The sequence below is a fragment of the Acinetobacter sp. WCHA45 genome (assembly GCF_002165255.2).
In the GTDB taxonomy this organism is placed as follows: Bacteria; Pseudomonadota; Gammaproteobacteria; order Pseudomonadales; family Moraxellaceae; genus Acinetobacter.
The window spans coordinates 1,759,538-1,783,359 of record NZ_CP028561.1; the positions used below are offsets into that span (position 1 = coordinate 1,759,538).

19 protein-coding genes are annotated in these 23,822 nt (G+C 38.1%); 16 read left to right on the plus strand and 3 right to left on the minus strand.

Annotated elements, in window-relative coordinates; genetic code table 11:
- Positions 1–27: 27 nt before the first annotated feature.
- Positions 28–1,908 (minus strand): tRNA uridine-5-carboxymethylaminomethyl(34) synthesis enzyme MnmG, encoded by a 1,881-nt coding sequence (mnmG, locus tag CDG55_RS09890; protein WP_087536076.1) that lies wholly within the window; start codon positions 1,906–1,908, stop codon positions 28–30.
- Positions 1,909–2,159: 251 nt separating this feature from the next.
- On the opposite strand from mnmG, the gene CDG55_RS09895 reads away from it, so the two are divergent.
- The 9 genes from CDG55_RS09895 (at position 2,160) to CDG55_RS09935 (ending at position 11,448) form a co-directional block, all read left to right on the plus strand.
- On the plus strand, positions 2,160–2,537 hold the full coding sequence (locus CDG55_RS09895; RefSeq protein ID WP_087536075.1) for a hypothetical protein: 378 nt from the start codon (positions 2,160–2,162) through the stop codon (positions 2,535–2,537).
- A 192-nt stretch (positions 2,538–2,729) separates the two neighbouring features.
- Positions 2,730–3,635 (plus strand): 50S ribosomal protein L11 methyltransferase, encoded by a 906-nt coding sequence (gene prmA / locus CDG55_RS09900; protein ID WP_087536074.1) that lies wholly within the window; start codon positions 2,730–2,732, stop codon positions 3,633–3,635.
- 14 nt (positions 3,636–3,649) lie between these two features.
- Complete coding sequence (locus CDG55_RS09905; RefSeq protein WP_087536073.1) at positions 3,650–4,513, plus strand: DUF3426 domain-containing protein; 864 nt, start codon at positions 3,650–3,652, stop codon at positions 4,511–4,513.
- 375 nt (positions 4,514–4,888) lie between these two features.
- Entirely contained in the window at positions 4,889–5,158 is a 270-nt protein-coding gene (gene fis, locus CDG55_RS09910) for a DNA-binding transcriptional regulator Fis (RefSeq protein ID WP_001086304.1), read from the plus strand.
- Between the two features lie 82 nt (positions 5,159–5,240).
- Positions 5,241–6,815, plus strand: a complete 1,575-nt coding sequence (purH, locus tag CDG55_RS09915; protein WP_087536072.1) for a bifunctional phosphoribosylaminoimidazolecarboxamide formyltransferase/IMP cyclohydrolase — start codon at positions 5,241–5,243, stop codon at positions 6,813–6,815.
- Between the two features lie 106 nt (positions 6,816–6,921).
- Positions 6,922–8,208 carry a phosphoribosylamine--glycine ligase gene (purD, locus tag CDG55_RS09920; RefSeq protein ID WP_087536071.1) on the plus strand — a complete coding sequence of 429 codons (1,287 nt, stop codon included), beginning with the start codon at positions 6,922–6,924 and terminating at the stop codon, positions 8,206–8,208.
- Between the two features lie 581 nt (positions 8,209–8,789).
- Entirely contained in the window at positions 8,790–9,662 is an 873-nt protein-coding gene (locus CDG55_RS09925; protein WP_087536070.1) for a MetQ/NlpA family ABC transporter substrate-binding protein, read from the plus strand.
- Between the two features lie 68 nt (positions 9,663–9,730).
- Positions 9,731–10,756 (plus strand): methionine ABC transporter ATP-binding protein, encoded by a 1,026-nt coding sequence (locus CDG55_RS09930; RefSeq protein WP_005161062.1) that lies wholly within the window; start codon positions 9,731–9,733, stop codon positions 10,754–10,756.
- Complete coding sequence (locus CDG55_RS09935) at positions 10,753–11,448, plus strand: methionine ABC transporter permease (protein WP_004661291.1); 696 nt, start codon at positions 10,753–10,755, stop codon at positions 11,446–11,448. Before CDG55_RS09930 ends, CDG55_RS09935 begins: the two co-directional genes overlap by 4 nt.
- 54 nt (positions 11,449–11,502) lie before the next feature.
- Here CDG55_RS09935 and CDG55_RS09940 read toward each other — a convergent pair whose 3' ends face one another.
- Together CDG55_RS09940 and CDG55_RS09945 are read right to left on the minus strand one after the other, a co-directional pair.
- Positions 11,503–12,369, minus strand: a complete 867-nt coding sequence (locus CDG55_RS09940) for a histone deacetylase (protein WP_087536069.1) — start codon at positions 12,367–12,369, stop codon at positions 11,503–11,505.
- Entirely contained in the window at positions 12,363–13,349 is a 987-nt protein-coding gene (locus CDG55_RS09945) for a hypothetical protein (RefSeq protein WP_087536068.1), read from the minus strand. Before CDG55_RS09945 ends, CDG55_RS09940 begins: the two co-directional genes overlap by 7 nt.
- Before the next feature lie 372 nt (positions 13,350–13,721).
- Between CDG55_RS09945 and gloB the strand changes: the two genes are divergently transcribed.
- The 7 genes from gloB (at position 13,722) to CDG55_RS09980 (ending at position 23,741) form a co-directional block, all read left to right on the plus strand.
- A complete protein-coding gene (gloB, locus tag CDG55_RS09950; RefSeq protein ID WP_087536067.1) occupies positions 13,722–14,453 on the plus strand; it encodes a hydroxyacylglutathione hydrolase in 732 nt (243 codons plus the stop codon).
- Between the two features lie 286 nt (positions 14,454–14,739).
- Positions 14,740–14,946, plus strand: a complete 207-nt coding sequence (locus CDG55_RS09955; RefSeq protein WP_004661287.1) for a hypothetical protein — start codon at positions 14,740–14,742, stop codon at positions 14,944–14,946.
- Between the two features lie 297 nt (positions 14,947–15,243).
- Positions 15,244–16,626, plus strand: a complete 1,383-nt coding sequence (gene ahcY, locus CDG55_RS09960; protein WP_087536066.1) for an adenosylhomocysteinase — start codon at positions 15,244–15,246, stop codon at positions 16,624–16,626.
- 75 nt (positions 16,627–16,701) lie between these two features.
- A complete protein-coding gene (gene metF, locus CDG55_RS09965) occupies positions 16,702–17,538 on the plus strand; it encodes a methylenetetrahydrofolate reductase [NAD(P)H] (RefSeq protein ID WP_087536065.1) in 837 nt (278 codons plus the stop codon).
- Between the two features lie 21 nt (positions 17,539–17,559).
- Positions 17,560–18,282 (plus strand): 16S rRNA (uracil(1498)-N(3))-methyltransferase, encoded by a 723-nt coding sequence (locus tag CDG55_RS09970; RefSeq protein ID WP_087536064.1) that lies wholly within the window; start codon positions 17,560–17,562, stop codon positions 18,280–18,282.
- Between the two features lie 120 nt (positions 18,283–18,402).
- Positions 18,403–21,279: an EAL domain-containing protein gene (locus tag CDG55_RS09975; RefSeq protein ID WP_087536063.1), complete on the plus strand. Its 2,877-nt coding sequence runs from the start codon at positions 18,403–18,405 to the stop codon at positions 21,277–21,279.
- A 191-nt stretch (positions 21,280–21,470) separates the two neighbouring features.
- Positions 21,471–23,741, plus strand: coding sequence for an NADP-dependent malic enzyme (locus CDG55_RS09980; RefSeq protein ID WP_005161082.1), 2,271 nt, complete (start codon positions 21,471–21,473; stop codon positions 23,739–23,741).
- Positions 23,742–23,822 lie beyond the last annotated feature (81 nt).

A 23,822-nucleotide genomic window follows, 5' to 3' on the forward strand; every position in this document is an offset into this window, starting at 1 on the left:
TTTTTAACACGTAACTTTATACAAGAATTATGCTGATTTCTTCGCCATATTGTTTTTACGAATGGTGATCATCAATAATTGTACTGCTGCGGGAGTCACACCTGGGATACGACTCGCTTGTGCCAAAGTTTCTGGACGAACTGTTTTTAACTTCAAGGTGATTTCACGTGACAAACCTGAAATCCCCTCATATTCAAAATCAGCAGGAATTCGGGTTTCTTCTAGACGTTTCAATTGTGCAACATCTTCATGTTGACGGTTGATATAACCTTCGTATTTCACCGCAATTTCGATTTGCTCACCCACTTGCTCTGAAACTTCAGAACCCGTTAATTCTGCAATTTGACTGAAATTGATATTTGGACGTTTCAATAAATCAATCGCACTACATTCTTTACTAAGATCAGCACCCGTCATTTCAACGAATTTTTTACCCATTGGATTGTTTGGCGCAGCCCATAAATGTTGTAAACGAGAAGTTTCGCGCTCAACTGCTTCCATTTTTTCGCTATATGCAGCCCAACGCTCATCATCCACTAAGCCAAGCTCACGACCAATAGAGGTTAAACGCTGATCGGCATTATCCTCACGCAACATCAAACGATATTCAGCACGAGAAGTAAACATACGGTACGGTTCTTTGGTTCCCAATGTAATCAGGTCATCAACCAATACGCCCATATAAGCTTGATCACGTTTTGGTGTCCACTCTTCTTGTTCCCACGCACGGCGTGCAGCGTTTAAGCCTGCAAGCAAGCCCTGTGCACCCGCTTCTTCATAACCTGTCGTACCGTTGATTTGACCCGCAAAGTACAGATTTTGAATCGCTTTGGTTTCAAGTGTAAATTTCAATGCTTGTGGATTGAAATAGTCATATTCAATCGCATAGCCCGGACGCAAGATATGCGCATTTTCCATACCACGGATCGAACGAACTAAATTGAACTGTACGTCAAATGGTAAAGAAGTCGAAATTCCGTTTGGATAAAGTTCATGGGTATCCAAGCCTTCTGGCTCCAAGAACACTTGATGTGAATCTTTATCAGCAAAACGGTGAATTTTATCTTCAATTGATGGACAATAACGTGGGCCTACGCCTTCAATTACACCCGTATACATAGGTGAACGATCTAGACCACCACGAATAATTTCATGGGTTTTTTCACTGGTGTGGGTAATATAGCAATTCACCTGTTCAGGATGCATAGATGCATCACCCATAAATGACATTACAGGCGATGGGAAATCACCTGGCTGCGGCGTCATAACAGAGAAATCAACTGTACGGGCATCAATACGCGGTGGTGTACCTGTTTTTAAACGGCCTACTGGCAATTTAAGTTCACGCAAACGATGAGCTAATGCAATTGACGGTGGATCGCCCGCACGACCACCACTTGAGTTTTGTAGACCAACGTGGATCACACCGCCCAAGAAAGTACCTGTCGTCAATACCACAGTTTTGGTATCAAAACGGATGCCCATTTGGGTTACAACGCCTTTAACGGTATCGCCTTCAACAATCAAATCATCCGCAGCTTGTTGGAAAATATCTAGATTCGCTTGATTTTCTAAAGTATCACGAATTGCAGCTTTATAACGAACACGGTCAGCCTGTGCACGTGTTGCACGAACAGCCGCACCTTTACGTGAATTGAGAATACGGAACTGAATACCACCTTTATCCGCAGCAAGTGCCATTGCACCACCGAGTGCATCAATCTCGCGGACAAGGTGTGATTTACCAATACCACCGATTGCAGGGTTACAGCTCATCTGCCCCAAAGTTTCAATATTATGCGTCAACAATAATGTTTGTCTTCCCATACGAGCAGCAGCAAGCGCCGCTTCCGTACCAGCGTGACCGCCACCAATTACGATAACGTCGTAAACTTTAGGATAGTGCATAGTGGTAAATGTCTATTCAAAAAATGACAGAGTATTATACAGGACTTTTCTATTAAGTTGACAAAAACTGTCGATATTCTTGCCATCCGCAAGGACTTGATATCGCTGTTGAATACACAAAAAGAAACGTTATGTTGCATTTTCATCGCACTTTTAACACATCGCCCCATAATTCTTAACCTGATCACCACTGTTTTATTTGATGAATTTCTTATTCTAAAACATGCATAACAAATACTTAGGACAATGATATGAACACAAAGCTTATACTTTCATCACTGATTTGTGGTCTGTGTTTTACCGTTGCAGCCCAGGCGAATGCCAAAACCACTCAAGACCCACAAACACAGAAGTATCAACAGGTGTGTAAAGGCAAAAAACAGGGTGATGCCGTTTCATTTGCCTATAAAGGTGTGGTTTTTAACGGTGTTTGTGAAAATAATGATGCTGGCAAACTCTCATTTCAGCCCCCTGCTCCACCAGCAGGCACAACACCTGAAACCCAGAGCCGCATGTCGCAAACCCAGTCCGCGCCTCGCCCTGCCAGTGCTCCTATGCCTGTAGATGTACCTCCAATGCAATCAGCACCACCTATTGCAGATTCAGATGTTGAACAAACAGCCCCTTAATTAAAGCACTGGATTAAAGGATACCGATTTCAGGTATCCTTTAATAAGCTAAAAATATAAAAAACACCATAAAATAGATAGAATTGACCACAACATATTTCATCTTAAAATTGTAATCTGTTTACTTTATAATCCCTTTAACGGGTGCTAATCCATTACAATAACTGCAAATACATTAATTTAGGTTTTCCTGTGAACTGGCTACAAATTCATATTACTGTTGATCAACATCAAGTTGAACTTACCGAAACCCTGTTACTCTCTTTGGGAGCGGTCAGCGTAACGCTGGATGATGCAGAAGATCAGGCATTGCTTGAGCCTTTACCAGGAGAAACTCCGCTCTGGAATAAAGTTATTGTAACGGGTATTTATCAACAGGAAGAAGATGATCCAATTGATGTGGATACTCTGGAGGCTTTTCTCAGGGCTCAGCTTCCAGATGTGCCAATGCGCCATGAATATCTGGAGAATCAGGTATGGGAACGTGCCTGGATGGATTATTACGAACCAATCCAAATTGGCGAGAAATATTGGATCGTACCTGAGTGGTTAGAACCACCTGAAGCTGATGCAACAAATATTAAACTTGATCCAGGTCTTGCTTTTGGTACAGGTAACCATGCAAGCACTTTCTTGTGCCTACAGTGGTTGGGTAAAACCGACGTAAAAGATAAAATCGTCATTGACTATGGCTGTGGTTCGGGCATTTTAGGCGTTGCAGCTTTATTGCTTGGTGCTAAAAAAGTTTATGCCACTGATATCGATCCTCAAGCAGTATTGGCTACAAAACAAAATGCAGAATTAAATGGTGTACTTGAGCGTCTTTATGTAGGATTACCTGAAGAGTTTGAGCAAGAATTCAAACAACAACAAGCGGATATACTTGTCGCGAATATTTTAGCGGCACCGCTCATGGCACTTGCGCCTGAATTCTCAACTTTATTGAAAAATGAGGGTGAATTCGCACTTGCTGGTGTAATCGAAGAGCAAGTTGCTGATGTTTCTAGTGTTTATTCTGAATTTTTTGATATATTACAGATCGAAAAACGTGAAGAGAACTGGTGTCGCATCTCAGGAAAACGTAAAACAACAATTTGAGAAATTTGTTCCTTATGAGTGAAAAACAAACCCGCTGCCCTAAATGCTCAACCGTGTATAAAGTAACCCTTTCACAACTTAGCGTTGCACAGGGCATGGTTTGTTGCCCAAAATGTATCATTAATTTTAATGCATTAACGAATCTAATCGATTCTGAAACGGCTGACACGACCTTAACACCACCAAATCGTTCATTATTTTCTTCGATTCAACCCGATAGTTCTTTTGCTGAGAAGCAAATGCAAATTTTGAGTATTTTTGATCAGAAAATTGAAAACTCAAATATTGATTTATTGACTTATTTAAATAATTTAAATTACTTTAATACTGAACCTGTTACGGCATTGCCTAATTTGAACTTATCAGAAGATAACTTATTAATCGACCATGAACAAAATCATAAACAACATGGCTGGCTTTATTACACGTTGTGGGGATTAGGCAATATTGCATTAATTCTAGTTTTTGCTTTTCAGATTTTATGGTTCAATCCAAAACTCATGCATGATAGTCCAGCATTGAATCACATCTTTAACTATGCTTGCAGTGTAGTAACGTGCAAAATAAAGAATGAACAATATAAATTTCTTAGTTTTGAAAAAGTAAAAATTAAACGTGTAGGAAAAGATGAAACAAGCTTCACGGGTGTATTAGTAAACCGTCACAAAGATAGTCTTGTGATCCCCTCTATTAAAGTGATTCTAAAAGAAAATGGAGAAGTCATCACCGATATCACGCTAAAGCCACAGGATTATTTAGTGGATAGTTTAAAAAGCATCCAACGAATCCCAACGAATAGCCCTTTTAGATTCGAATTTATAGTGCCAAAGAGTAAAAATAGCTTCGATGATTATAGTTTAGAAATTGTACAGCCTTAAAAGCGTAGAAAAATGACAAAAAAATAAAAAAAAGTGCAGTTAATTTGCTCACTTTTTCGCAGACAGTGGTATGATACGCGCCACGAATGCTTAACCCACTTACTCCTCGTTATTTATAGACAATAAAATCGTTAAACGAACTGTGCTTCTAACACATAAGCGCATTGTTGGTTTTTTTGTTTTTAAAAGTAGGCTGTAACAAATATTTAACTATTGTTACGCTTATTTTTTACACAAATCGAGGATTTGTGGCAAGCTAATAGTCCCTTTGTTTTAGAGTCACTGTTTTAGGATCTAAAACAGGACTCAGTAATTTAGACCACATTTACATATCACTTTATCCAAGTGGTATTTTGATTTTTCGGATTAACACGCATGAATAGCAAATCTCCTATTTTTACGGCTCAATCTGATGTCGCTCTGCGCATCCATGTAGATCGCGCAGTTCGTCATTATTTTGCACAATTGCAAGGTGAGCAACCATCTCAAGTTTATGACATGGTTTTAGCAGAAATGGAGAAACCTCTTTTATCTGTGGTCTTAGAATACACTCGTGGCAATCAAACGCGCGCTGCTGAGATTTTAGGCCTTAACCGCGGAACTTTACGTAAAAAGTTAAAAGCTCACGGTTTAATGAGTGAATAATTGATAAAATGCTCACGTTCTCGTGGGCATTTTTTTTGCCTTTTATTTTTAATCTGTAGACTTCAAACTGTTGACTAAAATCATGACTATCAAACGTGCTTTAATCTCTGTTTCCGATAAAACTGGAATCGTTGAATTTGCTCAAAATCTTGCAGCTCTAGGGGTAGAAATTTTATCTACGGGCGGTACATATAAGTTGCTTAAAGACAACAATATCGCTGTAGTAGAAGTTTCTGAACATACAGGTTTTCCTGAAATGATGGATGGTCGTGTTAAGACACTACATCCAAAAATTCATGGTGGTATTTTAGCTCGTCGTGGTCTAGACGAAGCTGTGATGCAAGAACACAATATCGATGCAATTGATCTTGTGGTAGTAAACCTTTATCCATTTGCTGCAACAGTTGCTAAACCAAATTGCTCACTTGCAGATGCGATTGAGAACATCGACATTGGCGGTCCAACTATGGTTCGCGCCGCTGCGAAAAACCATGCTTCTGTGGGTATTATTGTAAATGCTTCTGACTATGATTTAGTTGTTGCTGAATTAAAAGATCATGGTGCACTTTCTTACGAGACTCGTTTCGACTTAGCGGTAAAAGCGTTTGAGCACACAGCACAATATGATGGCATGATTGCATCTTATCTTGGTGCTCGTGTTGGCAAAGCTGAGGGTGAAGCAGATTTATTCCCTCGCACGTTCAATACCCAACTTAATAAAGCTCAAGATTTGCGTTATGGTGAGAACCCTCATCAAAATGCAGCATTCTATGTTGAAGCAAATGCTAAAGAAGCATCAGTTTCAACTGCGAAACAATTACAAGGCAAAGAATTGTCTTATAACAATATTGCAGATACAGATGCAGCACTTGAGTGTGTTAAATCATTTGCAAAACCTGCTTGTGTCATCGTTAAACATGCAAACCCATGTGGTGTTGCAGTTTCATTAGATGGTATCCAAGCGGCTTATGATCTTGCTTATGCAACTGATCCTGAATCTGCATTTGGTGGCATCATTGCATTCAACCGTGAATTAGACGTTGCAACTGCACAGGCCATTGTGGATCGCCAATTTGTTGAAGTGATTATTGCACCAAGTATTGCTGAAGGTGTACTTGAAGTTACTGGCGCGAAAAAGAATGTACGTGTGTTAGTCTGTGGTGAACTTCCTGCAATCGATGCACGTACCGCTCAACTTGACTATAAACGCGTGAATGGTGGTTTGTTAGTTCAAGATCAAGACTTAGGTATGATCACCAAAGATGATCTTAAAGTAGTAACTAAACGCGCACCAACCGAACAAGAAATTGATGATCTTATCTTTGCTTGGAAAGTAGCAAAATATGTGAAATCAAATGCGATTGTTTATGCTAAAAATCGTCAAACGATTGGTGTAGGCGCAGGTCAAATGAGCCGCGTAAATTCTGCTCGTATTGCTGCAATCAAAGCTGAACATGCTGGCTTAGTGGTTGAAGGTGCGGTCATGGCATCTGATGCATTCTTCCCATTCCGTGATGGTATTGATAATGCGGCTAAAGCTGGCATTAAATGTATTATCCAACCGGGTGGTTCTATGCGCGATGAAGAAACAATTGCAGCCGCTGATGAAGCTGGTATTGCAATGGTGTTCACGGGTATGCGTCACTTCCGTCATTAATACCCCTAAGTCCCTCTTTCTTGCGACACCTAAATCGCATCCTAGGGGGACTTTTTTATTCTGAACAGGTATATTCTTAAATACGGAAAAAGGAAATAACTTAATAATGAATATTTTAGTTTTGGGTAGCGGTGGCCGTGAACATGCACTTGCATGGAAAATCGCACAAGATTCAAAAGTAACACAAGTTTTTGTTGCGCCAGGTAATGCAGGCACAGCAACTGAAGATAAGTGTCAAAACGTTGACATCGATATTTTAAATAATCCTGCCATTATCGAATTTGCAAAGGCAAATGATGTGGCATTGGTTATTGTTGGTCCTGAAGCACCTTTAGTCAATGGTGTGGTTGATGCAGCACGTGAAGCAGGTTTAAAAATCTGGGGGCCGACTCAGTACGCTGCACAGCTTGAAGGTTCTAAAGCATTCGCTAAACATTTCTTAAAACGTCATAACATCCCTACAGCATTTTATGATGTATTTACTGAAGTTGATGCTGCAAAAGCTTATATCGAACAGCATGGCGCACCAATCGTAATCAAAGCGGATGGCTTAGCGGCAGGTAAAGGCGTTATCGTTGCGATGACTAACCAAGAAGCATTTGATGCCATTGATGATATGTTAGCGGGCAACAAATTCGGTGATGCTGGATCACGTGTTGTGATTGAACAATTCCTCGAAGGTGAAGAAGCAAGCTTCATTTGCATGATCGACGGTAAAAACATTTTACCGATGGCAACTTCACAAGACCATAAACGTATTTTTGAAGGCGACCAAGGTCCAAATACGGGTGGTATGGGTGCTTACTCTCCTGCTCCAGTTGTTACACCAGAAGTATTTGAACGTGTAATGAATGAAGTCATGCGCCCTACTGTTGATGGTATGGCAGCAGATGGTCATGTTTACACAGGTTTCTTATATGCTGGTTTAATGATTGATGAACAAGGTCAACCACGCGTTATTGAATTTAACTGTCGTTTCGGTGATCCAGAAACACAACCGATTATGATGCGCTTAAAATCATCTTTAGTAGATTTGGTTGAAGCGGGTATTGCGGGCAATCTTCCAAAAGAAGCTGAATGGGATGATCGCAAATCAATCGGCATCGTACTTGCAGCTGAAGGATACCCTGATACAGTCCGCAGAGGCGATGTGATTTCTGGTATTGGACAATCTCCTGAAGATACAAAAATCTTCCATGCAGGTACTGCAACGACTGAAGATGGTCATGTGATTACTGCTGGTGGTCGCGTTCTTTGCGTGACTGCGCTTGGAGACACAGTTCTAGAAGCTCAAATCAATGCACTAGAAGTATGTGGTCAAGTGACATTTACAGGTATGCAGTATCGTAGTGATATTGGTTATCGCGCAATTGCACGTGAAAAAGCAGAATAAGCTTTGGTTAATTAACAAAAGCCTTCTTCGGAAGGCTTTTTTATTCTTTAATTAGCATAAAAATCATTTCCTTATTCATTATTTAAATATTAAATTCAGAAAAATATATATCACTAATTCAATAAAATCTGACATTTCCACCATTAGAAAAAACTACAAAAGTATCATTTATTTACTTTTACCAAAATTAAACTATTTTTCTAATAATCATATATTTATACCCACAAGTACAAAATAGAACACTATAACAGAACCCAAATTATTGTTATGATTGCCAAAATTTTCGGCGAGTACTTTTAGTTTTATACATATTCTTTTATATATGAATAAGAATATGAAATTTAACTCGAAAAGTATCAGCTAATCTCGATTTGATATGAAAATTATTGAACCAGTATGCTTAAGTCAAATCCTTAAGATCAACGTTCTTGATTTTCTGTTGTTGCAAATAATCCGATCAGTCGCCTGTTCATAACGCTAAATTTTGAACCGACTCACCTCTTTGTAACAAGACCCCTATAGCTCTTTAGTAATGCATTAGCGGATTATTTACTAAGCATTATTCCGATTAGGATTTACACATGAAAAAGCTAATTAGTCTTTTTTTAAGTGTGTCTGTGTTATTACTTGCAGCGTGCAGTAAACAACCTGACACCAAAGCAGAACAAAAAAATGAAGCGGGTGGATTACAAACCGTTGTAATGGCATCAACAGGTTCAGATGCAGATATTTGGCGTTTTATTGCGACCTTGCCAGAAACTAAAGCTGCTGGTATCAAGCTTGAAGTGAAAAACTTTACAGACTATGTAGCTATGAATACAGCTGTAGCAAATAAAGAAGTCGATGTGAATGCATTCCAATCATATGCTTACCTTGTTGCTTTTAATGCTTCAAATCAAGATAAGATTGCACCAGTTTCAACGACGTACTTAGAACCTATGGGCATCTATTCAAGCAAAGTCAAAAAAGTTGAAGAGTTTGCTGAAGGTGCTTCAATCGCAATTCCAAACGATGCTGCAAACGAAGCTCGTGCGTTATTGTTATTACAAAGTGCTGGTTTGATCAAATTAAAAGCTGACTTTGATCCAGCAAAAGGCACACCAAGCGATATTATCGAAAATACGAAAAAACTCGATATTAAACCAATTCAAATGGCAACTGCTGTACGCGTTAAAGATGAAGTTGATGCAATTGTATTGGGGAATACCCTTGCAATGGAAGGTGGTTTAAATGTTCTAAAAGATTCTATCTTTTATGAACCAATTGACCAAAGCACGAAGCTGAATGTCAACATTTTAGCTGTAGCTGATTCAAGAAAAAATGATCCTGTATTACAAAAGCTAGGAACTCTTTATCACACTGAAGCGGTGAAAAAATATGTTCAAGAACATTTTGCTGGTACGAAAGTTGACGTGAATAAACCTATTAGTTATCTCACAGAAACAAATTCGTAATATAATCTGTATAGGAAACAGGCAAATCACTTTGCCTGTTTTTTTCATTTTTGCTTAGTATTGACGATATGATCCAATTTAAGAATATTTCAAAGCATTACCAGCTAAAAGGTCAAACGATCAACGCACTGGATCAAATTAATTTAGAGATCCCAGAAGGCAGCATCTTCGGCATTATTGGTTATAGTGGTGCAGGGAAAAGTACGTTGATTCGTTTGATTAATTTGCTTGAACGCCCAACGCAGGGACAGGTAATTATCAATCAGAAAGACTTTACTGCAATGGATGCGCGTACGCTTCGTCAAGAACGTGCAAATATCGGCATGATCTTTCAACATTTCAATTTACTGCAAACTAAAACAGTATCTGAAAATATTGAAATGCCACTCAAATTATTGGGGCATAACAAAGCTGATCGTGAAAAGCGCCTAGCAGAACTATTAGATTTCATCGATCTCAAGCACAAGAAAGATGCCTATCCTGATGAACTTTCAGGAGGACAAAAACAACGTGTAGGTATCGCCCGCGCGCTTGCAAACCATCCCAAAATTTTACTGTGTGATGAAGCAACCTCTGCACTTGACCCTCAGACCACACAATCCGTTTTAGCGCTATTAAAAAAGATTAATAAAGAACAAAAGATTACCATTGTGATGGTCACCCATGAAATGGATGTAATTGAGTCAGTCTGTGACTATGTTGCAGTCATGGAAGCAGGTCATGTGATTGAAACAGGCCCCACCCTCAATATTTTTAGTCAACCCCAGCATTCGACTACAAAGACCTTCATTCAAACAGTTTTGCAACAACAGTTACCAATTAATATCCTCAATAACCTTGAACATAAGCATCACAATAGTATTTATAGTCTGCAATTCCTGGGGACATCTGCTCAAGAAACCGTCATTCAAGCCGTGATTAAGCAATTTGATTTGAGCCTAAATATTCTTTTTGCCAACATGACTGAAATCAATGGCACTGTGATTGGACAGATGTTTATTCAACTTTTGGGTGATTCAGCGACTATTCAAGACGCTATTAAGTTTCTTGAGCAACAAGGCGTGAAAGTTGAACAATCAGGAGTAAGCCAATGAGAGATTTAATCGTACAATGGCTTACTGAAGCTTCCGCGCCGTTTTGGCACAGTTCCCTTTCAATTGATCAATTCGTCACGGCATTACAAGAAACCTTTCAAATGGTTTTTTTCTCATTGCTTTTTGGTTGTATTTGGGGATTGATTCAAGGTGTAACTTTAGTTGTCACTCGCACAGGTGGTATCTTACAAAACCGAGCGATCTATTATTTTCTCAATCCAATTGTAAATGCACTACGTTCTTTACCATTTATCATCTTACTGATTGCAGTGATTCCATTAACTAAATTATTAGTTGGAACTTCGATTGGTACTTGGGCTGCGATTGTTCCCCTCACCATTTATGTAGGTCCGTATTTAGGGCGATTGATTGAAACTTCATTACTTGAAGTGAATGAGGGTATTATTGAATCAGCTCAAGCTATGGGTGCCTCACCTTGGCAGATCATTTTTAAATTTATTATCCCCGAAGCACGTAGCTCATTAATTTTGAACCTGACCACAGGGACGATTTCCTTAATTGGTGCAACTGCAATGGCTGGCGCAGTTGGTGCAGGAGGTATCGGTGATTTAGCTATTTCCTATGGTTATCAACGTTTTGATACCAGTGTTGTTATTTTAACCGTGATTGTACTGCTAATTTTAGTTCAACTGGTTCAATCATTTGGTGATTGGTTAGCAAAATTACGCTAATCACAGCAACAGACAAAGCTCTCATTTTGAGGGCTTTTTTTGTACCTTTCTATTTTAAGGAAAGTAAATTTCATTTGCAGCTTTGAATGTATTAACATGTAAAGGCACTAAATTATCCAGTTCTTGATACCCACCCGCCAATACAAACAGTAATGGAATTTTCATTTTTTTTGCCATTTCAAAAACTAAGCGATCTCGCTCATATAACAACTCAGTGGTAAACCATTTTGAACCATATTTATCTAGTTGGTGGCAGTCCATACCAGCTTGATAGATGATTAGCTCTGCTTCCCAATGTGAGGCATATTGAAACGCTTCAAAAATTGCTTCGCGATACAAATCAAAATTACCCTGTTTAGGATGAATATAGCGAGTCAAACTACGTTCACCAGCTTTACAACCAAAACGAATCCCAAAAATTCCGAAATTGACCAGATTGGTGAGTCTATTGGTAAATATTGCCGTTCCATCTCCGCCATGCTGATCACAGTCCATCACAAAGATACGTTTTTCAGAATTTTGTTTAGCAACCAGAGCCAAACCATTAAAGGTACAATATGCCGCACCAGACTCATAACTGGCATGATGAAAACCCTGTGCGATATTGGCCGCAATCCCCTCTTTAAAGGCAATATCAGCGCCAAGCAACTGCCCTGCCTGTACTGATAGGATTGCGTCCCTTAATTGCTCATTCCACGGTTTAAAGCCCTGTATGGTTGCAAATGCAGATTCTCCCGATAAAAAGGCTTCCACATATTCTGGGTTATGTAGTTTTTTTAATATCTCAGTATCAATTAAACCTGGATCAATTAAATCAACCATTTGATGAGTTCGCAGCACATCAGCGACGGCTGTCAGTTTTTCCATACTGTTGGTATGTGTTCTTGCAAAATAGCGTGGTGAATAACAAGCTTTTAGCATGGATGCCCTACATAAATTTGATCTTTTGCAATCTCAATCAATTGACTTAGTTCCGTGGTATCAGGTCTAAATAATCCATTATCAACCTGTTGTTTAAAATGATACCCAAACGCACGCGCACGGTTTTTTGGCGAAACAACCAGTGTCGTTAATCGTAAAAACCAAAAACCATTCATTTGAGCAATTGGAATCACATATCCTTTATATTGTTTATTAGGCTTCTTTTCCAGCGCATCGCTTTCATAACTTGCAGAGAAAAGACTTCCTGCTGGTAAGCGCACCCCATTCATCATCAATGGCACGAGACTGATACAAGAGTGATTATCCCCCATATTCAGTTTCTCCATCATAATGGGTAAACCGCTATCATCCACAAAAATATTAATTTCACCTTGTCGCAATAAACGATGATGTGCAATTCGCAAGAAAAATTTTTCTGCCATCGGACATGAGCCAACTTTGGGCTTTTCCTCTAGAGAATGACACTCAATCATTTCAATTTGATCAATTGTTTGTGGAAGAATAATATCTGCAAGTAATTGGCAAATTAAAATGCTTTTTTCAAGCTCTGCATATTGATGGATTTTTCTAAGCTTCGCTTGAAAATCAACTTCTTGTTGCAAATTCTGAGTAAATGTATCTTGTGAATTAGAACGTTCTAAATATTGTTGCACATCAATATTAATATCCAAATTACGCCAAGTTTCCAACACTAAACAATATGAAGAACTTTGATTTAAAATGTTTTTCAATCCTTTAACCTCGTAGTCTTCAAAAATACGAAAATCTTGGAATCCCAACATATCACGGGGTTGTGAGACAAACTCAGCAATCAAACGTGTTGCCTGAGTATAACCACAACCACGGCGTTCAGTTTGATGACTAAAGTGCTCATTCAGCATTTCTGTGAGTTTGGAAGACAAAGGATATAAATATTTTTTGAAGATAACGACAATCTCATGATCTACCAAATCAGTCATAATGCTCTCACTGTATTCTTATGATTTATTTTTCATTTCATCTTTAAATGTTTTACTTCGTTAAATATTGTTAAATCTAATTTTTAAACTATGTTAGCTTTAATTAAGTATTTTCACACCACCAAAGATGAATATAAACCATTAATTTATCAAAATTTTATATCATATTTATAGAAAAAGTATAACTTGTCAACCTGAAAAATACTTGATGATTGAAGCTGTCATAATATACCCTAAAAAGTCAGCATTCTGTATCAATTCTTACGCAAGCTTTTGCACTCTTATACATTTACACTTAAACTAACTGTGATTTGATTATTCAAATACTTTATTCATCAATAACCACATAAATCAGAGATTTAGGATTCGGCCATGCATTATAAAATTCATGCAATTGACGTAAAAAATGCCTTAAAAAACTATATTTGGTTATTAGAAGATACTCGTACGCAAGAAGTCGTAGCAGTTGACCCTACAGAAGCAGCACTTGTTACCGATTTTTGCGAACAACATCAACTTGAGTTGAAACAAATCTGGTTAACACATTGGCATCGAGATCATACTGATGGTGTACAAGGTCTATTGGCTGAGCAAAATTCACCCGTTTTTGGTCCACGTGATGAACTCAGTAAAATTTCGTTTATATCCAATCCACTGCAACATAATGACCATTTTCACTTTAATGATTTAAAAGTTGAAATTATTGCAACACCAGGGCATACACTAGGTCATATTGTTTATTTTATTGAAGAAATAGACACGCTTTTCTCTGGTGACACATTATTTGCAATGGGCTGTGGGCGCCTATTTGAGGGTTCTGCTGAACAAATGTACCACTCATTAAATCGCTTAGCTGCGTTGCCAATACAAACCAAAGTTTATTGTACACATGAATATACGCTTGCAAATGCAGAGTTTGCATTAACAATTGAACCTCAGAATGTTGCATTACAAGAACGCATAAAGGAAGTCAAAGCATTGAGAGATGCTGAACAAATTACTCTGCCAAGTACAATTGAATTAGAGCTTGAAACAAATCCGTTCTTGCGCACAGAAAGTGTCGAAGATTTCGCAAGGATCAGAGCGCTTAAAGATCAGTTCTAATTTTAAAGTTCTACTTTTTAAAGGCTAAACTTTAGTTTTTAAAAAGTAGAAAGTGAAATGATTTTTTACATTTATTTTGGATCAAAACCCAATGCGAGAAAAAACAATACAAGTAAATTAAATCAATTATTTAAATAATTTTATCAGATAAAATTTAAGTTTAATTTCAGTTTCAATCAATCTAATTTTACATTAGTTACATGAAGAAAAATAAATATATGCAATCCCCCTTTAAAAATTTTTAGGTCACCCTTATTAATAAATACAGGTTAAAAGGAGTTCTGGAATGAAAAACAGAGTTGTGAAAGCAAAAAATTTATTGGCTTTTCGTATTTGGTTAGAAAAATTAGGATATTCAGTAAAAAGTTTAGCCGACAATAAAGGTTTTACCTTTAGTTTTAAAAAAGAATACGGTTTGGTCACGTGTGACTTATCTGGAAATGCCTTAGCCATGCAGCTTGGCGAAGAATTTGAAGATCATTTAAAAGCTTAATGCGATTCTTTTGTGCATACATAAGGATTTCAAAGGGATTTGGAATCCTTGTTCGTTCATTCAAAAAATTTAATCACTTATCCCAATCTAATTCTTCATTTTATAATCATCTCAAACAAAATAACATTGGAACTAAAGTCATTTCCAAGTATTATAATGCCCAGTCGAGGGATGCTGCAACGATTGATTAGCACTAAAAATCAATTTGCCAGGCTCGACGATCGGTTAGACGCTCGTGCTAACCAACAACGGCATCCGCGAACAGAATGATCCATACTATTTTTCTAGGAGATCCTGATGAACGCGGTTACTGCTTCATTTACAGATTATAAAGTCGCTGATATTTCTCTTGCTGACTACGGCCGTAAAGAAATCAAACTTGCTGAAGCAGAAATGCCAGCTTTAATTGGTTTACGTAAGCGTTATTCAGCAACTAAACCACTTGCTGGCGCAAAAATTTTGGGTTGTATTCATATGACAATCCAAACTGCAGTTTTAATCGAAACACTCGTAGAACTTGGTGCTGAAGTTCGTTGGACATCATGCAACATCTTCTCTACTCAAGATCACGCTGCTGCTGCTATCGCTGCTGCGGGTATTCCTGTGTTTGCTTGGAAAGGCGAAACTGAAGAAGAATACATGTGGTGTCTTGAACAACAAATCAATGTAAATGGCACACCTTGGGATGCCAACATGATTCTTGATGATGGTGGTGATTTAACCCTACTTGTTCACGAAAAATACCCTGAAGTGATTGCAAAAATCCACGGTGTAACAGAAGAAACAACAACAGGTGTTCAACGTCTGTATGAAATGTTACGTGATGGTACGTTAAAAGTTCCTGCAATCAACGTAAATGATTCCGTAACGAAATCTAAAAACGACAACAAATATGGTTGCCGCCATTCTCTAAATGATGCGATCAAACGTGGTACAGATATGTTGTTATCTGGTCGTCGTGCACTTGTAATCGGTTACGGTGACGTAGGTAAAGGTTCTGCACAATCACTTCGTCAAGAAGGTATGATTGTACGTGTCACTGAAATTGACCCAATCTGTGCAATGCAAGCATGTATGGACGGTTACGAAGTTGTATCTCCATACAAAAATGGTGTTCAAACAGGCAAGAAAGAAGACATCAACCTTGATCTTCTTCAAAATACTGACCTTATCGTAACGACAACAGGTAACTACCACGTTTGTGATTCTGCAATGTTAGATAGCTTAAAAGCAGGTGCTGTAGTGTGTAACATCGGTCACTTTGATACAGAGATCGACACTGCATACTTACGTGGTTACAAGTGGGTTGAAGTTAAGCCTCAAGTTCACCAAGTGTATCGTTCAGAAAATGAAAATGATTACTTAATCCTTCTTTCTGAAGGGCGTTTAGTGAATCTTGGTAATGCAACAGGTCACCCATCACGTATTATGGATGGTTCTTTTGCTAACCAAGTGTTAGGTCAAATGCACTTGTTCGCTGAGAAATTTGCCGATCTTCCTGAAGATCAAAAAGCTGCGAAAATCCGTGTAGAACTGATTCCTAAGAAATTAGATGAAGAAGTTGCTGCTGCAATGGTGCTTGGCTTTGGTGGTGTATTAACCCAGTTAACGCAAGTACAAGCAGATTACCTCGGCGTTGCTGTGGAAGGTCCATTCAAATCTGACGCTTATAAATACTAAGAAAATTAGGGCAGACGTTTACGGACTGCCCTTTTTTTCTAAAATAATGTCTAAGCGATTAAAAAAGGATTTGAAATGACGAAACGTGTTCCTATTTCTTTTGAATTTTTCCCGCCAAAAACTGATGCTGGCGCTGAAAAGTTACGTATCGTTCACCAAGAACTACAGCGATTAAACCCAGAGTTTTTCTCCATTACTTATGGTGCTGGTGGTTCTACTCGTGAACGCACTTTAGCAGCCATTAATGATTTTAATGGCAAAGGTACGCCCGTCGCCCCTCACCTTTCTTGTATTGGCGATGATAAAGCTCGTATTGCTGAGCTCTTAGATTTATATAAATCACAAGGGATTGACCGCATCGTAGCATTGCGTGGTGACTTACCTTCAGGTCAAGTTGGTCTTGGCGAATTACCTTATGCTCAAGATCTCGTTCGCTTTATCCGTGAACATTCAGGTGATCATTTCCATATTGAAGTTGCTGCGTACCCTGAAATGCATCCGCAAGCTGATAGCTTTGATGGTGACATTCAACGTTTTGTTGAAAAAGTGAATGCAGGCGCGAATGCAGGTATTACCCAATTTTTCTTCAATCCAGATGCTTATTTCTATTTCATCGAACGTATTGCTAAAGCTGGTGTGGATATTCCCATTGCACCAGGCATCATGCCAATTACCAATGCAAGTAATTTAATTCGCTTTGCGGATGGAACTGGTGCAGAAATTCCACGTTGGATTCGCAAACAACTTGCTGCTTATGGTGATGATAGCGAAAGTATTAAAGCCTTTGGCCATGAAGTGATTGTTAAACTTTGCGAACGTTTGATCGCTGGTGGTGCGCCAACACTCCATTTTTATTCAATGAACCAAACAGAGCCAACTCGACAACTCGTTGTTGATCTTGGTTTAAACTAATTTGTACGAGCCTTACCCAGCATGAATCGTTTTTATATCGAAACAGAATTAAATACCGGCAATTCGATTGAATTAACAGAATCGGTATTTCATCACTGGGTACGGGTGCTTCGTGCAAAAGAGCTAGATCAAGCCATCTTTTTCAATGGAAAAGGTGGTGAATATATCGTAACACTTACTGAAATTAATAAGAAAAATGCTTTTGTTTCTATTGATCAATTCAACCCTATAGATCGAACAGCGCCTGCTAAAGTAATTTTAGGCCAAGTCATGAGCAAAGGCGATCGTATGGATTATGCGATTCAAAAAGCCACTGAACTTGGTGTCACAACTATTCAATTATTGACTAGTGAACGTTGCGAAATGCGGTTAAGATATGAACGTGATCAAAAGAAATTAGATCATTGGCAGTCAATTGCGATTGCTGCGTGTGAACAATGTGGAATGAACAAAGTTCCAAATGTTCTAGCACCAATTAGTTTAACCGATTGGGTAAAATCGGCACAGCTACCACAATCACGTTTTGTGTTAGCGCCAAACAAAGACCAAGAAAATGTAGTACTAAATAGCCAGCCTGATTTAGCCCTATTGATTGGTCCAGAAGGTGGTTTAAGTGAAGCAGAAATTGATGCTGCTAACCAAAATCATTTTCAAAGCTGGTGTATTGGAGATCGTGTTTTAAGGACTGAAACCGCTCCAGTTGTAGCTTTATCAATTTTAAATTATCACTTTTCAACCAAATAAAGTGTTTGCATTGCTTTCCATCTGGTTTAACGGTAATTTAAAATAAAATAAAATTATATCGTGCTTACAAAAAACAATGATTGTATGCATAGATAAATAATGAAAAGGACTATTCTTTGTATGCTCGGGGTTCATGAAAAAAATTTGCCACCATTTGTTGATACGGATCAAATTAACTATACGAATCATGTACGTCTATTTATATTGAGTGTGTTTTTCATTTCTCTCTTAGATTATGTTTTATTTGGATTTTTTTATTCTTTTAGTACAAATATTTTTACGACTTGGATGAGTATTTGCCTGAGCATTTTATTTTGCTTTTATTGTATTTGTCATTTTTCGATAAAACATTATTCATCTGTTAGGTTTGCACATAAGACACGTATCGCTTTTCAAATTATTTGCTTTTTCACAGGATTATTACTGGGTATCAGTACGATTATCATCAATTATTTTTTGATCAAAGATGTACCAAATTTATCTGTTTCCCATATTTTAACTTTAACAGCACTACTACTCACTTCCTCACATATTATTGCCCTAACCTTTCTTACCCAACACGTTAAATATTTCTTTTTATTTTTTATTCCAAGTATTACCCCATTAGTTTTTTCTCAAATTTTACATCGCGACCAAGAACATACACTTTTTTATCTTGCTTATTATTCATCTTTCTTTGCGACACTTTTATGTGCACAAGCAACGTTTAAAATTCACCAACGCTTATACCAAGTTTTAGAAAAAAATAAACAATTGGTCGATGTAGCTGAACAACACAATCAATGGACCGAAGAACTTTGCCAACAATTACAACGTGAAGTGAATAAATCGAAAGATATTGAAGCTCAATTACAATTTAACAATCATTTATTAGAACAAAAAGTTCGCGAGCGTACTTTTGATTTAACAGAAATAAATAATAGTTTACAGGAACATCGTCAAAATTTGGCTTTTGCACATGAAACTGCGGGTATTCGACCTTGGGAATGGAATTTAGAAAATAATACTGTTGGGATTACCAATTCTCATCGTAAAGAAGTTACGCGTGATTCTGAGAATCACTATTCGTTGCTGCATAAAATTGTACATCCTGATGATCTTGAACGTGTTAAAAATACACTTTATAAACATATATGTGGCCAAACTAAACGTTACGAAGAAACTTTCCGCATTAAACGACCGAGTGGTGAATGGGTTTGGATTCATGATGTTGGCCAAGTCATTTTAAGAAATCCTAAAGATGATACCCCTCTACGCATGGTCGGTATTCATCGTGATATTAACCAAGAAAAGAAAGATCAAGAACGGCTAAAATTAGCAGCGAGTGTATTCGAACAGGCTTCAGAAGGTATCTTTATTCTGGATGATAGCTTCCACTATCTTGAAGTTAATCCTAAATATGAACAATTAACGGGTTTAGACAAACAGTTCATATTGGGAAAACAACTTTTTGAGATTACTAAACAAAATAAACAGCATCATCATAATTTTCATCTTTCTATCCTTGCTACTTTGCACGAAGAACATGAGTACGAAGGTGAGTTTCAGGAAACTTATCTTTCTGAAAAATCATGTTTCCTTTGGATCCATATGAACGCTGTAAAAGATGAATCAGATCGTGTGATTAATTATATCGGGATTGTCTCTGACCAAACTGAGCGTAAACATCAAGAGCAACGTTTATCATATTTAACCAATTATGATACCCTGACCGATCTACCTAATCGCTTCTATTATCACCAGCAACTGCATCAATATTTGGTTAATGAGGCTTCGATACAGAATTTAGCAGTTATCCGAATCAATATTGACCGTTTTCGTGCCTTGAATGAATTACTCAGCAATCAAGCGGGTAATGAGCTTTTGAAGCAAGTTGCACAACGTTTGCGTATCAGTAATATTGATGCACTTTTAGTCTCACATTTAAGTGCAGACGATTTTGTAATCATTTATGAAATTTCACCGTTACATCCGCCAATTCATCAGTTATGCAGTAATATTGTTGAAGCCTTTAGCAAACCCTTTTATATCGCTAATCAAGAGTATGTGGTCAGTATTTCGATTGGAGTTGCGATTTACCCTGAACACGGTCGTCAAGTTGACAATTTAAATACCCATGCAGAGCAAGCCTTAACAGAAGCCAAACGCTTAGGTGGAAATACAATCCGCTATTATTCTAGTGAGCGAACTAACTTCGTCGTTAAACATACTGATTTAGAGCTTGACTTGAGAAAGGCGATTCAGAACAATGAACTCGTTGTATATTATCAACCAAAGCTCACTGCTCAGAATTGTCAAATTAATGGATTTGAAGCACTCATTCGTTGGAAACATCCAACGAAAGGACTAATCATGCCCGATATTTTCATTCCTTTAGCAGAAAGTACCAGTCTAATTTCTGATATTGGACGATTTGTGTTGTATGAGGCAGCGAAACAGTTACAAGAATGGCAAAAACTAGGTTTTACGAACATCCACATTGCTGTAAACATTGTTGCTCAACAAATTTTGCGTGGTCAGTTATTGCATGATATTGATGCTGTACTCGATCAATACTCTATTACAGGTGAAAATTTAGAGTTAGAAATTACCGAGTCAGCATTTTTAGAAAATACTGAGAGTGTTAAAACAATTTTGTGTACATTGAAAGAACGTAATATTTCAATTGCACTGGATGACTTTGGCACAGGCTATTCTTCTTTGGCTTATTTAACTGAATATCCAATTGATATTTTAAAGATTGATCGTGCATTTATTTCGAAAATTGGTAATGCAAAACAAGATGCGATTGTTAATGCTATGATTGCCATGGGTAAAACAATTGGCTTAAAAGTTGTCGCTGAAGGCGTTGAAACAGAACAGCAATGTGAATATTTGAAACGACAAAACTGTGACATATTACAGGGTTACTTATTTGCCAAACCCTTAACTGCCGTACATGCAACTGAATACTTACAGCAACATATGCGCCTAGCAATTGCAAGATATTCCAGTTAAAACCATATTTTGAGCTTTTGGCAGTTTAATTTACACCCAATATGAATTGTCAATAAGCCTATACGTTCAGTGAAAATAAGCTTTTTTGACTGGGCGAAAACATGAACTAGTGCTATATTCTTGTGCACTTATATTAATATAATCATCAGTCATGTATATGCCTGATGATTATCGGAACAATCGAGACTCAGATGGACGATCAATCTTTAAAAGAAGCCGCTTTGTATTACCATGAATTTCCTACACCTGGAAAAATCAGCGTGACACCGAGTAAGCAACTCGTAAACCAACGAGACTTAGCGCTTGCGTATTCTCCTGGTGTTGCTGCTCCATGTCTGGAAATTGAACGTGACCCTTCTGCTGCTGCAAAATATACAGCACGTGGAAATTTGGTTGCCGTCGTGAGTAATGGTACAGCCGTGCTTGGTTTAGGAAACATTGGTCCTCTTGCTTCTAAGCCTGTTATGGAAGGTAAAGGCGTTCTATTCAAGAAGTTTGCTGGTGTTGATGTATTTGATATTGAAATTGCGGAAAATGATCCAGACAAGATCGTGGATATCGTTGCCGCATTGGAACCAACGTTTGGCGGTATCAACCTGGAAGACATCAAGGCACCTGAATGTTTCTATATCGAGAAGAAACTTCGTGAACGCATGAAGATTCCTGTGTTCCATGATGATCAACATGGTACCAGTATTATTGTAGGCTCAGCATTGTTGAATGCCTTGCAGATTGTGAACAAGAAAATTGATGAAATTAAAATCGTTGCATCAGGTGCTGGTGCTGCTGCATTGTCATGTTTAGATTTACTTTGTGCATTAGGCGTAAATAAATCGAATATTATTGTAGCTGATTCTCGTGGGCTTTTAACAACTTCACGTGAAGGACTTGATGAATCGAAAAAACGGTACGTTCAAGATATTTCTGCGACTCAATTACATGAAGTAATGGCTGGCGCAGATATGTTCTTGGGTCTTTCTGCAGCGGGAATTTTAACCAAAGAAATGGTTAAAGAAATGGCTGAAAACCCAATTATTTTTGCACTTGCAAATCCAGATCCAGAAATCTTACCTGAACATGCGCACGAAGTTCGCCCAGATGTGATTATGGCAACTGGTCGTTCAGATTATCCAAACCAAGTAAACAATGCACTTTGTTTCCCATATATTTTCCGTGGTGCACTCGATGTCGGTGCTACAACGATCAACGAAGATATGAAAATTGCTTGTGTACATGCGATTGCACGTATGGCACATATTGAAGCAGATGCTGCGACTTACGGTGAAAAATCTGCATCATTCGGTCGTGATTACTTGATCCCTCGCCCTCTAGACCAACGCTTGATTTTAGAAATCGCGCCTGCGGTTGCTAAAGCTGCAATGGATTCTGGTGTTGCGACACGTCCAATTGAAGATTTCTCTGCATATCGTCAAAGACTTTCTGAGTTTGTATATAACTCAGCATTCTTAATGAAACCGATTTTCTCACAAGCGAAAACTGACCCTAAGCGTATTGCATATGCCGAGGGTGAAGATCAACGTGTATTACGTGCAGTTCAAATTGTTGTAGATGAAGGTCTGGCTAAACCAATTCTTGTTGGTCGTACAGCCGTTATTGAAGACAATATCAGAAAACTCGGTTTACGCTTACAGCACGGTGTCAATATTGAAATCGTCGATCAAGAAAACAATCCTTTATATGATGATTTCTGGAAAGACTACTACAATACAATGCAACGTAAAGGCGTAACTGTTGAATATGCGCAACGTGAAGCACGTCGTCGTTCAACCTTAATCGCCGCATTGCTAGTTAAGTTCGGTAAAGCTGATGGTATGCTATGTGGTACTTATGCGAGCTACGATATCCATTTAGATTTCGTTAAAAACGTGATCGGTTTAAAAGAAGGTCGTAGTACATTCTTTACACTCAATGCATTAATGCTTGAAGATCGTAACTTGTTTATTGCCGATACCTATGTAAATACCAATCCAACTGCTGAACAACTTGCAGAGATGACTATTTTAGCAGCCGAAGAAGTGCGTCGTTTTGGTATGACCCCTCGTGTCGCTTTACTTTCTCACTCAAGTTTTGGAAGCGATCAAGTTGATCCAAGTGCTCAGAAAATGCGTGAAGTTTATCGTTTACTTTCTGAGCAAGCGCCTGAACTTGAAGTTGAAGGTGAAATGCATGGTGATGCTGCATTAGATGATAATATTCGTCATTTTGCATTTCCAAATTCACGCTTTAAAGGTTCAGCAAACTTGTTGATTATGCCGAATTTAGATTCTGCAAATATTTCATTCAACTTGTTAAAAGCAACATCTGGTAATAATGTAACGATTGGCCCAATCTTGTTAGGCGCAGCAAAGCCAGTTCATATTTTAACACCGACAGCAACTACCCGCCGTCTCGTGAATATGACAGCTTTAACCGTTGCTGAAATTCAGCAAAGCCAAAACTGATACAGTTTAAGCATAGCTTTTAACATTAAAAGCTATGCTTAATGCTTGAGAAAACCTCTATTCTGTAGCATGATTGTGTGA

Bases quoted from the DNA above. Each gene is read 5' to 3' on its own strand.
- mnmG (WP_087536076.1), bottom strand. From the start codon at position 1,908: ATGCACTATCCTAAAGTTTACGACGTTATCGTAATTGGTGGCGGTCAC.
- CDG55_RS09895 (WP_087536075.1), top strand. From the start codon at position 2,160: ATGAACACAAAGCTTATACTTTCATCACTGATTTGTGGTCTGTGTTTT.
- CDG55_RS09905 (WP_087536073.1), top strand. From the start codon at position 3,650: ATGAGTGAAAAACAAACCCGCTGCCCTAAATGCTCAACCGTGTATAAA.
- fis (WP_001086304.1), top strand. From the start codon at position 4,889: ATGAATAGCAAATCTCCTATTTTTACGGCTCAATCTGATGTCGCTCTG.
- purH (WP_087536072.1), top strand. From the start codon at position 5,241: ATGACTATCAAACGTGCTTTAATCTCTGTTTCCGATAAAACTGGAATC.
- purD (WP_087536071.1), top strand. From the start codon at position 6,922: ATGAATATTTTAGTTTTGGGTAGCGGTGGCCGTGAACATGCACTTGCA.
- CDG55_RS09925 (WP_087536070.1), top strand. From the start codon at position 8,790: ATGAAAAAGCTAATTAGTCTTTTTTTAAGTGTGTCTGTGTTATTACTT.
- CDG55_RS09930 (WP_005161062.1), top strand. From the start codon at position 9,731: ATGATCCAATTTAAGAATATTTCAAAGCATTACCAGCTAAAAGGTCAA.
- CDG55_RS09935 (WP_004661291.1), top strand. From the start codon at position 10,753: ATGAGAGATTTAATCGTACAATGGCTTACTGAAGCTTCCGCGCCGTTT.
- CDG55_RS09940 (WP_087536069.1), bottom strand. From the start codon at position 12,369: ATGCTAAAAGCTTGTTATTCACCACGCTATTTTGCAAGAACACATACC.
- CDG55_RS09945 (WP_087536068.1), bottom strand. From the start codon at position 13,349: ATGACTGATTTGGTAGATCATGAGATTGTCGTTATCTTCAAAAAATAT.
- gloB (WP_087536067.1), top strand. From the start codon at position 13,722: ATGCATTATAAAATTCATGCAATTGACGTAAAAAATGCCTTAAAAAAC.
- CDG55_RS09955 (WP_004661287.1), top strand. From the start codon at position 14,740: ATGAAAAACAGAGTTGTGAAAGCAAAAAATTTATTGGCTTTTCGTATT.
- ahcY (WP_087536066.1), top strand. From the start codon at position 15,244: ATGAACGCGGTTACTGCTTCATTTACAGATTATAAAGTCGCTGATATT.
- metF (WP_087536065.1), top strand. From the start codon at position 16,702: ATGACGAAACGTGTTCCTATTTCTTTTGAATTTTTCCCGCCAAAAACT.
- CDG55_RS09970 (WP_087536064.1), top strand. From the start codon at position 17,560: ATGAATCGTTTTTATATCGAAACAGAATTAAATACCGGCAATTCGATT.
- CDG55_RS09975 (WP_087536063.1), top strand. From the start codon at position 18,403: ATGCTCGGGGTTCATGAAAAAAATTTGCCACCATTTGTTGATACGGAT.
- CDG55_RS09980 (WP_005161082.1), top strand. From the start codon at position 21,471: ATGGACGATCAATCTTTAAAAGAAGCCGCTTTGTATTACCATGAATTT.